Raw genomic sequence first — 15,485 nt, 5'->3', positions numbered from 1 at the left:
CGGGTCCACGCTGTGTGCACACACCGCGCTCCCGGCGGGCCGACGACCGCGACACGTGCACAGCCCGCCGGCCGGGTCAGCCGGGGAAGGGCAGCGGCGGCAGCAGCGCCGCCCACGGACGCCCGGCGGGCCGGCGACCGCCTCCTCCCTCCCCCGGCTCCCGCGTGGCCTGCCGTGCCCTGAGCCGGGCCGACTCCTCGCGGTCCGCGCGGCGCCGGGCGTGCAGGGTGCGGGCGTCGTCCGTACCCGGTACGGAGAGGCCGTCGGCCGTCAGCGAGCAGGCCGACAGCCGCACCCAGCGCGTGCCGCCCGCGACGTCCCGGACGCCGACCGTGAGGTCGGCGCCGTGGCGCCGGAGCACGAGGGACACGCCGCGCACGGCTGCCTCGGTGTCCGCGGCAGTATCGGCGGCGGGGCCGAAGAGCCAGGTCACGTGCGGGAAGCGGGCGCGCAGCCGGTCGTCGCGCCGACGCCAGGCGACGTCCGGCAGGGGTGCCAGCGCGACCTCCAGGGCCTGTCCGGCGTCGCCCACCGCGAGGTGCAGGTCGGTGCTGCCGTCCCGGTGGCGGGTCTCCCCCACCTGCGGGCGGTGGCCCTGCCCGGAGAGCCACGCCGTCAGGACGTGCTGGTACCGGAGGTGCTCGTACGCGCGGTCGGCGAGGACGCCCGTACCGCCGGCGGCGGTGAAGGCGCACGCGACGGCGCCGTCGTGCTCGAGGTGCGGCCGCGCTCCCGCGCCGGTGCGCAGGACGAGCCGCCCGCCGCAGCCGCCGGCCTGGCGCGCGCACCAGAGGTCGTCGTGCTGCTGGAGCCGGCGCGCGGCCCACCGGTCCTCCGGCACGGTGACGGCGTGCGTCCCCGTCGGCCCGTCGGTGACCGCCCACAGCAGCTCGGTGGACACGGCGCCCTCCTCGGCTCGGCAGACGCGACCGTAGGCGGGGACCCCGACAGAACCGCCCCGCGGCGGCCCTCGCCCGTGGCGGAGCCCGGGGCCCGGACACGCGACCGGCGCTCCCCCCGGAGAAGAGGGAGCGCCGGTCGGTGGGGTACTGGAACGGCCCCCTGCAGGGTCCCGCCGCGAGCTGGCGAGTGGCGGGGGCAGGGGGTCCTTCCGTCAGCCGGCCAGGTCGGTGGCGAGCTCGCCCTCGAAGGCGTCCTGCACGACCTCGGCGCCACCCGGGACGTCGGCCGGCCGCAGGACGAAGCTCTGCGTGCTGGGCGACACCCCCGTCTCGAACGCCTCGATCGGCACGAGCAACCCGCCGGTGTCGATGTCGGTCAGCTCGGCGAACGCCGCCGTGACGCCCTCGCGGGTGAGGTCGCCGTTCTCGCAGGCCGCGGTCAGCACCTGGTTCATGACGTCACCCATGGCGTACCCGAAGATCGCGCCGAGGCTCGGCGTGGTGTTCGGGTAGGCGGCCTGGTACTGCTCGAGCAGCTCGGGCTCGGCCTCCCACGCCGTGATCGGCGAGGCCACGTACAGGTGGTCCTTGAGCCACTGCGCGGTCGGGCCCTGCAGCAGGCCGGGCGCGAAGACCGGGTTGCTGCCCAGGATCGGCACGTCGAGGCCCGAGGCCTGCGCCACCGCGGCCGCCGAGGCGGTCTGCGTGGGCGCGACGGTCAGGACGATGGCGTCCACGCCCGCCGAGGCGAACTGGGTGACCTGCGCCGACATGTCCTGGTCGGTGGACTTGATCTGCGCCTCCACCACCTCCAGGCCCCGGGCCTCGGCGACGGCGCGGGTGCCGGCCAGGCCGTTCTCCCCGTACTCGCCCTCGAAGTAGATGTGCCCGACGGTGTCGCCGTCCTGCAGCAGCCCCTGGTCGAACAGGTACTGGTAGCCGTTGGCAAGCTCCACGTCGTAGGTGGCGCCGAGGACGCCGGTGCCCGGGATCTCGGTCAGCGTCCGCGCCCAGGCCGACGGGAAGTTGACGATCTGGTCGGCCTCGTACTCCGGCGCGAGCGCGGTGTTGATCGGCGACCCGATCGTCTGCTGCATCGCCAGGATGTTGTCCTTCATCCCGCTGTAGAGCTGCACGCCCGTCTGCGGCACGTAGGTGGTGTCCTGGATGTCGAGCTCGACGTCGTAGGTCTCGCAGACCTGGTTGTCCTGCCAGTACAGCGTGTTGCCGTTGGTGATGTCCTGGCCCAGCGCGGCGAAGACGCCGGTCAGGTCGGTGAGCACACCGAGCCGGATCGTGGTGCCCTCGATGCCGACGTCGGTGGCGACGTCCCCCTCGCTCCCTCCGCCTCCCCCGCCGCCGCCGCTCTCCGGTGCCCGGGTGCTGCAGCCGCTGACCGCGACGACGACGGCAGCGGCCAGGACGGTGGCCCCCCGTAGACGCATTCCTGCTCTCATGTGGTGCTGCTCCCTCGTGTGGGTGGATCGGACGGTTCGGGGACGGTGGTGCTCGGGTCCGAGCCCGCGGCGGCGCTCGGGGATCCGCGGCCGGGACTGCGTCCCCGGCGGCGGAAGCGGTTGGCGAACCCGGCCAGGCCGCCGGGCTCGAAGAGGACGACGAGGATGATCGCGGCGCCGAAGAGGTAGCGGGCGGCCACGCCGGCGGAGATGCCGCCCTCCCCGGGCGCGCTGACCAGGGGCAGGACGTCGGCGAACTGCTGGAAGACCAGCGGCAGCGCGGTGACGAAGGCCGCGCCCAGGGCCGCGCCGGCGACCGAGCCGAGCCCGCCCAGCACGATCATCGCCAGGTAGAGGATCGAGACGGTGAGACCGAAGGACTCCGGCGCGATGCTGCCGATCGACAGCGCGTACATGACCCCGGACAGCCCCGCGTACATGGAGCTGACCAGGAACACCCGCGCCTTGTAGGCCTGGACGTTGACGCCCATGACCGAGGCGGCCACCTCGCTGTCGCGCAGGGTCTGCAGCGCCCGGCCGGGCCGGCTGCGCAGCAGGTTGCGGGCGAAGAGGTAGGCGACCAGGGCCAGGACGATGCCGAGGTACCAGAGCCGCTCGGCCTCCCGGAACGGGACACCGAGGACGAACAGCTGCGGGTCGCTGTTGCCGAAGGTGAAGCCGAACAGCGAGAACTCCGGCACCGAGCGCCCGTTGAACCCGCCGGTGACCGGCGTCCAGGTGTTGAGCACGTGGACGCCGATGAACACCAGGCCGAGCGAGGCGACGCCGAGGTAGATGCCGCGCAGCCGGGCCGCGATCGGGCTGAACAGCAGCCCGGCGAGGCCCGCGAGCAGGACGCCCACCACCATGCCGACGATCGGCGGCAGCTCGAGCCCGCGCAGGGCGGCCCGCGTGCCCAGGCCGCCGGACTCACCGGAGATGAACGTGTAGCTGACCGCCCCGACGGCGAGGAAGAACGCGTGCGCCAGCGACAGCTGCCCGGTGGTGCCGACCAGCAGGTTCAGGCCGATGGCGCCGACGATCGCCCCGGCGACGGCGAAGCCGGTGCGCAGCCAGAACTCCTCCACGTAGAGCGGGAGGACCAGCAGCACGACCAGGAGCGCGACGAGGAGCAGCGGCTGGAGGAACCGCATCGGCGAGCGCCGGGGCCCGGACCCGGCCGGGGTGGTGGTCGAGCGGGAGGCGCCGGCCGGTACGGAGAGGGTGTCAGACACGTGTCAGCTCCTTGGTCCCGAACAGGCCGGAGGGGCGGACCAGCAGCACGATGATCATCACGACGTAGGGGGCGACCTCGCCGAAGCCGCGGCCCAGGAAGGACAGCTGCTCCTGGTAGCCGGCGGCGAGGGCCTCGGTGATCCCGATGAGCAGCCCGCCCACCAGCGCGCCGCCGGTGGAGTCCAGGCCGCCGAGGATCGCCGCCGGGAAGGCGCGCAGCGCGACGGTGTAGGCGGCCGCGCTCACGCCCGGGGTCGGCGCACCGACCAGGAACAGCGCCGCGACCGCGGCGAGGATGCCGGCGACCACCCACGCCAGCGCCGAGACCCGGCCCTGCCGGATGCCCATCAGCGCCGCCGCCTCGCCGTCCTCGGCCGACGCGCGCATCGCCACGCCCCAGCTGGAGTACTTGAAGGCGGCGAAGAACGCGACGATCAGCACCCCGGCGACGCCCATCGCGATCAGCCGGTTCTCGCTGATGCCGATGCCGCCGATGCGGACGGAGTCCCCGCCCCACGGGTGCGGCACGTTGAGGATGTCCGGGCCGATCTGCCGGATCAGCTCGGTGAGCAGGATGATGTCGACGCCGATGGTGACGATGGCCAGGCTGATCACCGGGGCGCCGCGGAGCCGGTTGATGATGAACCGCTCGACGAGGAACGCGGCCAGCGCCGTGACCAGGATGCCGACCAGCACCGCGGGCAGGAACCCGAGCGTGTCCGACAGCCGGGCGATCGTGTAGGCGCCGAGCAGCAGCAGCGACCCGTGGGTGAAGCTGACGACCTCGCTGGCCTTGAAGATGATCACGAAGCCCAGGGCGATGAGCGCGTAGATGGCGCCCAGCGAGATGCCGTTGAGCAGGAGGGACAGGAACTGGGTCACGACGAGCTCCCCGTGGCGTCGGTGGAGTGGTGGACGACCGCGTCCGCGGGGTTGTCCTCGTTGCCCGAGCCGAGGTAGGCGCGGATGACCTCGGGGTCGGACTGCACCTCCGCCGGCGTGCCGTCGGCGATGCGCCGGCCGAAGTCGAGGACGGTCACCCGGTCGGCCAGGGACATGACCATCCCCATGTCGTGCTCGACGAGGATGACCGAGATCCCCAGCGCCGAGCGGATCTCCCGGATCGCGTCGGCCATCCGGGTGGTCTCCTGGGCGTTCATGCCGGCGACCGGCTCGTCGAGGAGCAGCAGCCGCGGCTCGATGCACAGCGCGCGGGCGACCTCGACGCGCTTCTGGTCGCCGTAGGACAGCACGCCGACGGGGGTGTGCAGCTTGTCGCCGAGGTCGAGGAACTCCGCGATCTCCCGGATCCGCTGTCCGTGCACCCTGCCCTCGCGGGTGGCGCGCGGCAGGCGGAGCCCCGAGGACAGGAACCCGGCCTTCGTCAGGTGGTGCCGGCCGAGCATCAGGTTCTCGGCGACCGTCTGCGCACCGGACAGCGCGATGTTCTGGAACGCCCGGGCCACCCCGACGCCGGCGATCTGGAAGGGCCGCATCTGGTCCAGCCGGGCGTCTCCGAAGCGGACCTCGCCCTCGGTGGCCCGGTAGACGCCGGAGAGGACGTTGAACAGCGTCGACTTGCCGGCGCCGTTGGGGCCGATGACGGCGTGGATCGCGCCGGGGGCGACGGTGAAGGAGACGTCGTTGAGCGCCCGGATGGCCCCGAACGCGACGCTGACGTGCTCGACCTCGACCGGCGGGACGTCGGGGCGGACCGCGCCGTCCACCGCCTGCGGGCCGGTCACGCCGTCCACCGGGACAGCGTGCGGCGGGGCGCGGCGGCGGCCCGCGTCTCGGGGGCGGCGCCGGTGTGGCCGAGGTAGAGCCGCTGCACCTCGTCGGTCCGGGCGAGCTCGCGGGCGTCCCCGGCCAAGGACACCTTGCCGACGTCGAGGACGTAGGCGCGGTCGGCCACGCCGAGGGCCATGGTGGCGTTCTGCTCGACCAGCAGCACCGACGTCCCCTGCCGGTTGATCTCGGCGATCACCTCGCCGATCTGGCCGATGACCCGGGGTGCCAGGCCGAGCGAGGGCTCGTCGAGCAGCAGCAGCCGCGGGCTGGCCATGAGCGCCCGGCCGATGGCGAGCATCTGCTGCTCGCCGCCCGACAGCAGCCCGGCCCGCTGCCCGCTGCGCTCCTGGAGCACGGGGAACAGGTCGTGCACGCGGGCGACGGCGGCGGCCTTGGCGGCGCGGTCGCGGTTGCCCATGCCGCCGGCGCGGAGGTTCTCCTCGACGGTGAGCCGGCCGAAGATGCGCCGTCCCTCGGGCACCTGGACGACGCCGGAGCGGACGATCTGGCCGGGGTCGCGGCGGGTCAGGTCGACGTCGCCGAGGCGCACCGAGCCGGCGTCGACCCGGCCGCGGTGCAGCCGCAGCGTGCCGGAGATGGTGCGCAGCAGCGTGCTCTTGCCCGCGCCGTTGCTGCCCAGGACCGCGACGACGGCGCCGTCGGGCACCTCCATGGAGACCCCGCGGACGGCCTCGACCGCGCCGCCGTAGGTCACCTGGAGCGAGTCGACGGTCAGCACGGGCGGACCGGAGGTGACGGAGACCACATGCGGCGGAACGATAGGCGGCCGGTCAAGTCCTGATCAGCAAGGACACCAGACCGTGACCTGCCGGTGATACGGGCCCGATCCGTCCGCTCGAGTTCCGGTCGCGCGTGTGTCCGCCACCCACACGTCGAGCCGACGTGCCGGGTGCCGCCCACATTGCGACCGCCCAGGTGAGGTGCGCGCGGCCCCGGTCACCCGATCAGGTGGGTGGCCGGTCCCCACGTCCGCACCGGGGCTGGACAGGGTGGGTAGGCACAGGACAGGTGCACGTCCGCCGCGTCGATCGGAGCCGACGATGAGCACGACCCGGACGAGCTCGACCCCGGCGACGGGCAGGCCGGCGCCCGACGCCCCGGCAACGCCGCGCGCCCCCCGCTCGAGGCCGCGCCGGGCTCCTGCGTCCGGGACCGCGCGCCGGCCTGACCACCCCTCCCCCGAACCCGACCGCGCACGAGGAGGCCGACCGTGTCCGACCAGGAACTGACCAGCACCGTCGCCCGGGCCCGCCGGCACGCCCTCGGCGACCTGCTGCACCGCTCGGCGGCGCGCACCCCGGGGAAGACGGCGCTGCGCTACCGCGACCGTGCCCACACCTACGCCGAGCTCGACACGGTCGTCGACCGGACCGCCAACGCGCTCACCGCGCGGGGCGTGGCCAAGGGCGACCGGGTGGCGCTGCTGTCGCACAACGACGACGGCTACGTGGTGCTCACCTTCGCCCTGGCCCGGCTCGGCGCGATCGCCGTCCCGGTCAACTTCATGCTCCGGGCCGGTGAGGTGGCCTACGTCCTCGAGCACTCCGCGGCCGTCGGCCTCGTCGCGGAGTCCGCGCTGCTGCCGGTGGCGCAGGAGGCGCTCGAGCTGTCCGGGCGGGACCCGTCCGTGCGGGTGCGCGGGGTGCTCGGCAGCGACGGCGGGCCGCTCCCGGAGGGCTGGGAGGCCTTCGAGGCCTGGACGGCGCACGCGGACGCCTCGACCCCGCAGGTGCCGGTCGCCGACGACGACGTGCTGCAGCTGATGTACACCAGCGGCACCGAGTCGCGGCCCAAGGGCGTGATGATGACCAGCCGCAGCCTGGTCACCCAGTACGTGAGCTGCATCGTCGACGGCCGCTACGGCGCCGACGACGTCGCCCTGCACGCGCTGCCGCTGTTCCACGTCGCCGCGCAGCACTGCTTCCTGAACCCGAACCTCTACCTGGGCGGGACCAACGTCGTGCTCGACGGGCCCGACCCGGCCACCGTGCTGGAGACGGTCGAGCGCGAGCGGATCACCAGCCTGTTCTGCCCGCCGACGGTGTGGATCGGGCTGCTGCGCCACCCCGACTTCGACCGCCGGGACCTGTCCTCGCTGGCCAAGGGCTACTACGGCGCGTCGATCATGCCCGTCGCCGTCGTCGAGGAGCTGCGCCGCCGGCTGCCCGGGATGGCGCTGTTCAACTTCTACGGGCAGACCGAGATGTCCGCGCTCGCCCTGGTCCTCTCCCCTGAGGACCAGCTGCGCAAGCCGGGATCGGCCGGCACGGCCTGCGTCAACGGCGAGACCCGCATCGTCGACGACCTGGGCCGGCCGGTGGGCCCCGGCGTCGAGGGCGAGATCGTGCACCGCAGCCCGCACGCCACCGCCGGCTACTGGAACGACCCGGAGAAGACCGCGGAGGCCTTCCGCGACGGCTGGTTCCACAGCGGCGACCTCGGCGTGGCCGACGAGGACGGCTACGTCACGATCGTCGACCGCAAGAAGGACGTGATCAAGACCGGCGGTGAGAACGTGGCCAGCCGCGAGGTCGAGGAGGTCCTCCACCAGCACCCGGCGGTGGCCGAGACCGCCGTCTTCGGCATCCCCCACCCCCGGTGGATCGAGGCGGTCGCGGCGGTGGTCGTGCCGCGGGAGGGCGCGACGGTGCAGCCCGAGGAGCTCGTCGCGTTCTGCCGGGAGCGGCTGGCCGGCTTCAAGACGCCGCGGTACGTCGTCCTCGCCGACGCGCTGCCCAAGAACGCCAGTGGGAAGATCCTCAAGCGCGAGCTGCGGACGTCGCACGCGGGGCTGGCCGGGTGACCGCGCGGCGCGCCGGGGACGGGCTGGCCGGGCCTGCAGCGGGACCGTCGGTTACCGTCGGGTAGCTGTGGCGTGGGCCACAGGCGCACGCACCCCGAGGGAGACCGACCCGTGCTCTACACCGCTTACGAGTGGCAGCAGCGGCTCACCGCCCCGGCCCGGACGACCTCCGCGCTGACCGCGCGGGCCATCGAGGCCCTGCCGGCGCCGCTGGCCGGGCTGCCGGGTCCGCGCCGGCTGCGGGCCGCCTGCCGGGTCGTGGCCGACGCACGCCCCACCCACGTCCGCCCCGAGTGGGGCATCGACGCGGTGGAGGTCGGCGGGCGGAGCGCCGAGGTGGTCGTGGAGCCCGCGCTGTCGACGCCGTTCGCCGACGTCGTGCACTTCGCCAAGCCGGGTGTGGGCGAGCAGCCCCGGGTGCTGGTCGTGGGCCCGATCTCCGGGCACTTCGCCACGCTGTTGCGGCCCACGGTGCGCACCCTGCTGGCCGACCACGACGTGTACGTCGTCGACTGGCACAACGCCCGTGACGTCCCGGTGTCGGCCGGCCGGTTCGGGCTCGACGAGTACGTCGACCACGTCCTGCAGGCGCTGCGGCACCTCGGCGGGGACACGCACGTCATGGCCGTGTGCCAGCCGGCGCCGCTGGTGCTGGCCGCCGTCGCCGTGCTGGCCGCGGCCGACGACCCGGCGCAGCCCAGCAGCGTCACGCTGATGGCCGGTCCCATCGACACCCGGGTCAACCCCAACCGGGTCAACCTCACCGCCGACCGCCACTCGCTGTCGCGGTACGAGCGGCTGCTCACCACCACCGTCCCCGCCCGCCACGCCGGCGCCGGGCGCCGGGTCTACCCCGGGGTCACCCAGCTGACGGCGTTCATGTCGATGAACCCCCGCCGGCACCTCGGCGCCCACCTCGGGATGTACCGGGCCATGGTCGCCGGCGACGAGGCGCGCGCGGCGGCCACCCGCTCCTTCTACGAGGAGTACGGCGCGGTCATGGACGTGCCCGCCGAGTTCTACCTGGAGACGCTGCAGCGGATCTTCATGGAGCACGACCTGCCCCGTGGCGTGTTCACGTGGCGGGGGCAGCGCGTGGACCCCTCGCTCATCACCCGCACCGCGCTGCTCACCGTCGAGGGCGCCCAGGACGACCTGTGCTCGCCCGGCCAGACCGAGGCGGCGCACGCGCTGTGCACCGGGCTGCCGGCCGAGCGCCGGCGCCACCACCTGCAGGAGGGCGCCGGCCACTACGGGGTGTTCGCCGGCAAGCGGTGGGAGCAGGAGATCTACCCGGTCTTCCGCGCCTTCGTCGCCGAGCAGGAGGCCGCCCGGACGCAGGAGGGTGCCCGGACGACGGCGGCCGCCGCGCTCTGACGTCCGCCGGCGAGGGGGGCGGGCGGGCCGTGTCCGTGCTGGCCAGGCTGGGCGGGATGCTCGCGGACGCGGCCACGGGGCTGCCGCTGCGGGCGACGCGGTACACCGTCGAGCGGGACGTCGCGGTCCCGGTGCCCGGCGAGGTGTCGCTGCTCGGCGACCTCTACCGCCCGGCGGGCGCGACCGGGCCGCTGCCCGTCGTGCTCGTCCGCCTGCCCTACGGCCGGGCCGGGCTGTTCGCGCACGCCTTGGCCTCCCCCCTCGCCCGGCGCGGCTTCCAGGTGTTCATCCAGTCCACCCGCGGGACGTTCGGCTCCGGCGGGCACTTCCGCCCGTTCACCACCGAGCACGACGACGGCCTGGCCACGCTGTCCTGGGTGCGCGGGCAGCCGTGGTGCGACGGCCGGGTGGCCATGACCGGTGCCAGCTACTTCGGGCACACCCAGTGGGCGGTCGCGCCCTACGCCGACCCGCCGCTGGTGTGCGTCTCGCCGCACGTCACCGCCGCGCGGATCACCCGGGCCTTCTACGGGAACGGGGCACCGCTGCTGCACAACGCCCTGAGCTGGTCGGTGGCGATCGGCCGCCAGGAGGCCGGCGGCCTTCCGGCCGTGCCGACACCGCGCCACCGGGCGCGGATCGAGCGGGCGGTGCGCCGGCTGCCGCTGCAGGCCGCCGACACGACCGTGGTCGGCGCGCCGGTGCCGTTCTGGCGCGACTTCACCACGCACGCCGGGCCCGGCGACCCCTTCTGGGACGTCGCCGACCACGACTCCGCCGACCTCTCGCGGATGCCGCCGGTGAACATGGTCACCGGCTGGTGGGACCTGTTCGCGGCCGGCCAGCTCACCGACCTCGCCCGGCTGCCCGCGGCGGGGGTGCCGGCCCGGATCACCGTCGGGCCCTGGCTGCACGGCGAGCCGGCCGAGCCGAGGGCGGCGCTGCGCAGCGACATGGCCTGGCTGCACCACCACCTCCGCGGCGGCCCGGCGCCGACGGGAGCGCCGGTGCGGCTGTACCTGCAGCAGGCCGGGACGTGGCTGGAGTCGCAGTCGTGGCCACCGCCCGGCAGCCGGCCGGTCGCCCACCACCGGCGCGCCGGCGGCGGGCTCACCGAGGAGGCCGGCGACGGCGACCCGCGCAGCTTCACCCACGATCCCGCCGACGCGACGCCCACGGTCGGCGGGGCCGCTGCTGCAGCCCCCGGGCAAGCAGGCCGACAACGCCGCCGTCGAGGCGCGCGACGACGTCCTGGTGTTCACCGGGCCGGTGCGGCTGTGCGACGTCGACCCCGACGGCGTCTCGCGCAACGTCGTCGACGGCATCCGCCGGCTCGACCCCCGCACCGTCCCCGCCGACGACGTCACGGTCGGCGAGGACGGCGTGCTGGCCGTCGACGTCGGGCTGTTCCCCACCGCCTACCGCGTGCGCGCCGGGCACCGGCTGCGGGTGCAGGTCGCCGGGAGGGCGTTCCCGCGCTTCGCCCGCAACCCCGGCACCGGTGAGCCGCTCGGCACCGCCACCACCGGCCGCCCGTGCCGGTTCGAGGTGTTCCACGACGCCGCGCACCCGTCGCGGCTGGAGCTCCCCGTCCTGCGCTGAGGGGACCGACAGGCGGGTCCCAGCCCGGCCGGCCCCCCACCCGCGCGGTCCGGGTGCGCGTAGCGTCCGGACCACGCCGGCCACCGTCCAGCTCGACAGGCCCCTGGACGCCGCCGGCGACCACGACGCTCCGCGACCGGGCCCCGCGACGTCGATCCCGCTGCCGGGCCGCACCGGCGCCAGGACGGATCGAGGGCCATGGACGCGCCGCTCTGGCAGGAGCAGCCGCCGCCGTCGCTGCCCACCCCCGTGTACGAGGGCGACATCGCCGCCGTCGCCGACCTCACCCGGCACCGGGGACGGCTGCACGACGAGCTGCGGCGCCTGACGTCCCCGCCGCGGGCCGACGCCGACGACCTCGCCCGGCTGCTCCTGGCCTTCGAGGAGCTGACGTCCAACGGCCTGCGGCACGGGGACCTGCCGGTGCACGTCACCGTCACGCACGACGGTGCCGGCTGGCTGGTCGACGTCACCGACGCGGCACCCGACCGCTGTCCCGCTCCGGCGCTCGACCGCGACCCCGCCCTGGGCGGGCTGGGGCTGCCCATGGTGGCCCTGCTCAGCGCCACCCACGGCTGGTGGAGCGACCCGGCGCGCAAGCACGTGTGGGCCTGCGTGCGGCCGGCCGCGTCCGGCTGACCTCCCACCCACCCCGGGCGTCCGGCCCGGTCCGTGCCCCGGCACGGGCGCGTGTCACATCCGGGACGGCGGCGGTGCTGTAAGGGTGTGGACGTCATGAGGCAGGCACCGGTCGCCGCCCTGTCGGCCGCCGCGGTGCGCGGGGTCGCGCCGGGGCGCGCCGAGCGGAGGGACGGGACCGTGGCAGGTGCGGGGGGCGCCGTCCGGGCCGACCTGGAGCAGGTCTTCCGCGCCTGTTACCCGGGGGTCGTCGGGGTCGCCGCCCGCGTCCTCGGCTCCCGGGACGAGGCCGAGGACGTCGCCCAGGAGACCTTCCTGGCCTTCGGCCGCACGTCCGTCCCGGCCGCCGAGGCACCGCGCTGGCTGGCGGTCGCCGCCGCCCACACGGCGCTCAACCACCTCCGCTCGGGCCGCCGCCGCGCGGCCCGCGAGGAGGCCGCCGCGGACGGCTGGACGGGTGGGGGACCACTCGCCCCCGACGTCGCCGACGCCGTCGTCGTCCGCGAGGAGCACGGCCGGGTGCGTGCCGCACTCGCCCGGCTGCCACGCCGGCAGGCCGTCGCCCTCGTCCTGCGGCACAGCGGCCTGAGCTACGCCGACGTGGCGGCCGCCCTCGACCTCTCCCCCGGCAGCGTCGGCACGACCGTGCGACGCGCCGAGTCCGCCCTTCGCGAGGAGTTGACCCGCCATGCGCCATCCCACTGACGGGACGTTGCGCCGCCTGCTCGACGAGCCGGCCGGCGTCCCCGACGACGACCGCACCCACGTCGCCGGCTGCGCCCAGTGCCTGCGCGGCCTGTCCGCCGTCCGGGAGGACGCCGCGGCCGCCACGGCCGCGCTGTCCTCGGCCGCCACCCCTGACGTCGACCTGGCGTGGCGGCGGTTCTCCGCACACGTCGCCGCCGACGCCCGGGGCCGGGCGGCCGCGCCCGCTCCCGCGCCGGCCCGGCGGTGGCGCAGGGCCCTCCGCAGCCCCGTGGCCGCCGCCCTCGGCGTCGCCCTGGTCCTGGGCGGGGCCGGTGCCGCGGCCGCCGCCGACTGGCTGCAGGTCTTCCGCACCGAGGAGGTCGCCGCGCTGCCGGTCAGCAGCACCGACCTGGTCGGGCTGCCCGACCTCTCCGCCTACGGCGAACTCGTGCTGGTCACCGAGCCCGGCGTGCACGAGGTCGCCGACGCCGCGGCCGCCGCGGAGGAGACCGGCCTCGACGTCCCGCACGTCGACGCCCTCCCCGCCGGGGTGACCGGCGAGCCGGCCTACACCGTGGGCGGGCAGGCCGTCGCGGAGTTCACCTTCTCCGCCGACCGGGCCGCACAGGCGGCCGCCGCGGCCGGCGAGACACTGCCGCCCCCGCCGGCCGGGCTCGACGGCAGCACGTTCCGGCTGATGGCCGGTCCGGGTGTCGCCGCGGTGTGGTCCGAGGCACGGGGCGTGCCGGCGCTCGTCGTCGCCCGGGTGACTGCGCCCAGCGCGTTCTCCTCCGGCGTCCCGTTCGAGACCGCGCGCGAGTACCTGCTGTCCCTCCCGGGCCTGCCCGACGAGCTGGCGGCGCAGCTGGAGGACTTCACCGCCGACGGCACCACCCTGCCGCTGCCGGTCCCCGCCGAGCTGGCCACCTCCTCCACCGCGGACGTCGGAGGCCACGAGGCCACCGTCCTGGCCACCCGGGACGGCACCGTGACCGGCGTGGTCTGGGTCGAGGACGGCGTCGTCACCGGGGTCGCCGGCTCGCTGAGCGAGGACGAGGTCCTCGCCGTCGCCCGGGGCCTGCGCTGACCACCGTCGGCACCACCACCGCCGGGGACGCCGACCAGCTGCTCGCGCAGCTGCCGCCGTCCCCGGCGGTGTGGTGCTCGGGGCTGCGCAAGCGGTACGGACGGCGGACCGCGGTCGACGGCGTCTCCTTCACCGTCGGCCGCGGCGAGGTGCTGGGCCTGCTCGGGCCCAACGGCGCCGGCAAGACGAGCGTGATCAAGATGCTGCTCGGGCTGGTGCGCCCCGACGCCGGCGAGGTGCTGCTCCTCGGCCGGCGGGGACGGGACCCCCGGGCGCGCGAGCGGGTCGGCTACCTGCCCGAGCTGTTCCGGTACCAGCCGTGGCTGACGGCAGCGGAGGTGCTCGCCCTGCACGTGCGGCTGGCCGGCGCCCGGGTCCCCGCCGAGGAGCAGCGGCAGTGCCTGGCGCTGGTGGGCCTGGCCGAGCGGGCCGGCGACCGGGTCGGCGGCTTCTCCAAGGGCATGCAGCAGCGGCTGGGCCTGGCCGTGGCGCTCGTCGCGCGCCCGGAGCTCGTCGTCCTCGACGAGCCGACCAGCGCGCTGGACCCGCTCGGGCGGGTCGACGTCCGCGACATCGTGCTCTCGCTCAGGGAGCGCGGGGTGGCGGTGCTGCTCAACTCGCACCTCATCGGCGAGGTCGAGCGGGTCTGCGACCGGGTGGTGATCCTCGACCGGGGGCGGGTCGCCGCCTCCGGCACGCTCGCGGAGCTGCTCGGCCAGCGGGAGGTGCGGCTGCGCCTGGGTGGTGTGGGTGCCGCCGCGGAGGCCCGCATGTCCGCGGTCGGCGCGCTGCACCGCACCGGCGAGGAGTTCACCGTCGCCCTGCCGGCCGACGACGACGGGTCCCTCGTCCCGGGGCTGGTCGCCGACCTGGTGGGCCTGGGCGTGCGGGTGCACGCGGTCGAGCCCGTGCGGATCAGCCTGGAGGAACGACTGCTCGGCATCCTGCGGGAGGAGCACCCGTGACCGGGCTCGCGCACGACCGGGGCACGGCCGGCCGGAGGGCCGGCGAGCGGGTGAGAGGCGGGGTCGCGACCGTCCTGACCGTCGCCGGGCTGACGCTGCGCGAGGCGGCCCGCCGCAAGGTGCTGCGCGCGCTGGGGGTGCTCACGGTCGCGCTGCTCGGTCTGTCGGCCTGGGGCTTCGCGAAGCTGGCGGCGGTCGACCCGGAGTTCGGCGCGCTGACCAGCGGCGAGGCCCGGCTGGTCGCCTCGCAGCTGCTCAACCTCGTGATGTTCGGCCTGAGCCTCATCGCCGCGCTGGGCACGGCGTTCCTCGCCGGGCCGACGCTGTCCGGCGAGGTCGAGTCGGGCATGGCGCTGTCGGTGCTCGCCCGGCCGGTGCGCCGCGCCACCGTGCTGCTCGGCAAGTGGCTGGGGCTGGTGGTCTTCGGCAGCGGCTTCGTCGCCGTCGCGGGGCTGGCGCAGTTCCTCGTCGTGCAGGTGACGGTCGGCTACTGGCCACCCGACCCGCTCACCGGTCTGCTGCTGCTCGCCGCGCAGACGACGGTGCTGATGACGCTCGCGCTGCTGCTGTCCACCGCCGTCTCGCCCATGGCCTCGGGCATCGTCGCGGTCGGCCTGTTCGGCGCGACCTGGGTGGCCGGCGTCGTCGGCAGCGTCGGCGAGGTCGTCGGCAACGACGGCGTGGCCCAGGTGGGCACGGTCTCGCGGATGCTGCTGCCCACCGACGGGCTCTGGCGCGGCGCGATGCACGCCTTCCAGGACTCGACGGCGCTGAGCTCGTTCGGTGCCGACTTCGAGGGCTCACCGTTCCTCGGCGTCGCGCCGCTCAGTGCCGGCTACCTGGCCTGGGTGGTCGTGTGGATCGCCCTCATCGGGGTCCTCGCCGCGCTGTCGTTCACCCGCCGGGACGTGTGAGCCG

At 75.4% G+C, this 15,485-nt stretch carries 13 protein-coding genes and 1 pseudogene; 8 read left to right on the top strand and 6 right to left on the bottom strand.

The features are described from left to right. Window positions 1-76 precede the first annotated feature (76 nt). From ABQ292_RS17715 to ABQ292_RS17690, 6 genes are all read right to left on the bottom strand, one after another. Window positions 77-901, bottom strand: a complete 825-nt coding sequence (locus ABQ292_RS17715) for a competence protein CoiA family protein (RefSeq protein ID WP_369208795.1) — start codon at window positions 899-901, stop codon at window positions 77-79. Window positions 902-1,114: 213 nt separating this feature from the next. Next, a complete protein-coding gene (locus tag ABQ292_RS17710) occupies window positions 1,115-2,347 on the bottom strand; it encodes an ABC transporter substrate-binding protein (protein WP_369208793.1) in 1,233 nt (410 codons plus the stop codon). Between the two features lie 8 nt (window positions 2,348-2,355). Further along, window positions 2,356-3,594, bottom strand: a complete 1,239-nt coding sequence (locus ABQ292_RS17705; RefSeq protein WP_369208791.1) for a branched-chain amino acid ABC transporter permease — start codon at window positions 3,592-3,594, stop codon at window positions 2,356-2,358. Then, entirely contained in the window at window positions 3,587-4,477 is an 891-nt protein-coding gene (locus ABQ292_RS17700) for a branched-chain amino acid ABC transporter permease (protein ID WP_369208789.1), read from the bottom strand. The genes ABQ292_RS17705 and ABQ292_RS17700 overlap by 8 nt, the downstream gene beginning before the upstream one ends. Beyond that, window positions 4,474-5,349, bottom strand: coding sequence for an ABC transporter ATP-binding protein (locus ABQ292_RS17695; RefSeq protein ID WP_369208787.1), 876 nt, complete (start codon window positions 5,347-5,349; stop codon window positions 4,474-4,476). Before ABQ292_RS17695 ends, ABQ292_RS17700 begins: the two co-directional genes overlap by 4 nt. After that, the gene (locus tag ABQ292_RS17690; protein WP_369208785.1) at window positions 5,337-6,125 is read right to left on the bottom strand and encodes an ABC transporter ATP-binding protein; all 789 of its coding nucleotides are present in this window, start codon (window positions 6,123-6,125) and stop codon (window positions 5,337-5,339) included. Before ABQ292_RS17690 ends, ABQ292_RS17695 begins: the two co-directional genes overlap by 13 nt. A gap of 492 nt (window positions 6,126-6,617) precedes the next feature. Between ABQ292_RS17690 and ABQ292_RS17685 the strand changes: the two genes are divergently transcribed. The 8 genes and pseudogenes from ABQ292_RS17685 to ABQ292_RS17650 all read left to right on the top strand — a co-directional run bounded on the left by ABQ292_RS17685 (window position 6,618) and on the right by ABQ292_RS17650 (window position 15,481). Next, window positions 6,618-8,210: an acyl-CoA synthetase gene (locus ABQ292_RS17685; RefSeq protein WP_369208783.1), complete on the top strand. Its 1,593-nt coding sequence runs from the start codon at window positions 6,618-6,620 to the stop codon at window positions 8,208-8,210. A 111-nt stretch (window positions 8,211-8,321) separates the two neighbouring features. Beyond that, window positions 8,322-9,587 (top strand): polyhydroxyalkanoate depolymerase, encoded by a 1,266-nt coding sequence (phaZ, locus tag ABQ292_RS17680; RefSeq protein WP_369208781.1) that lies wholly within the window; start codon window positions 8,322-8,324, stop codon window positions 9,585-9,587. Window positions 9,588-9,643: 56 nt separating this feature from the next. Next, a pseudogene (locus ABQ292_RS17675) lies at window positions 9,644-11,189 on the top strand (CocE/NonD family hydrolase). 198 nt (window positions 11,190-11,387) lie between these two features. Continuing rightward, entirely contained in the window at window positions 11,388-11,828 is a 441-nt protein-coding gene (locus tag ABQ292_RS17670) for an ATP-binding protein (RefSeq protein ID WP_369208779.1), read from the top strand. Window positions 11,829-11,924: 96 nt separating this feature from the next. Continuing rightward, the gene (locus tag ABQ292_RS17665; RefSeq protein WP_369208777.1) at window positions 11,925-12,533 is read left to right on the top strand and encodes an RNA polymerase sigma factor; all 609 of its coding nucleotides are present in this window, start codon (window positions 11,925-11,927) and stop codon (window positions 12,531-12,533) included. After that, a complete protein-coding gene (locus tag ABQ292_RS17660) occupies window positions 12,517-13,602 on the top strand; it encodes a hypothetical protein (protein ID WP_369208775.1) in 1,086 nt (361 codons plus the stop codon). Before ABQ292_RS17665 ends, ABQ292_RS17660 begins: the two co-directional genes overlap by 17 nt. 68 nt (window positions 13,603-13,670) lie before the next feature. Beyond that, window positions 13,671-14,567 carry an ABC transporter ATP-binding protein gene (locus ABQ292_RS17655; protein WP_369208773.1) on the top strand — a complete coding sequence of 299 codons (897 nt, stop codon included), beginning with the start codon at window positions 13,671-13,673 and terminating at the stop codon, window positions 14,565-14,567. Further along, on the top strand, window positions 14,564-15,481 hold the full coding sequence (locus tag ABQ292_RS17650; protein ID WP_369208771.1) for an ABC transporter permease: 918 nt from the start codon (window positions 14,564-14,566) through the stop codon (window positions 15,479-15,481). The genes ABQ292_RS17655 and ABQ292_RS17650 overlap by 4 nt, the downstream gene beginning before the upstream one ends. Window positions 15,482-15,485 lie beyond the last annotated feature (4 nt).

Origin of the sequence: Geodermatophilus maliterrae (genome assembly GCF_041018925.1) — a bacterium.
Lineage (GTDB): Bacteria > Actinomycetota > Actinomycetes > Mycobacteriales > Geodermatophilaceae > Geodermatophilus > Geodermatophilus maliterrae.
Note: the sequence above shows the minus strand (reverse complement) of the source record. Positions and strands in the feature narration are given on the sequence as shown.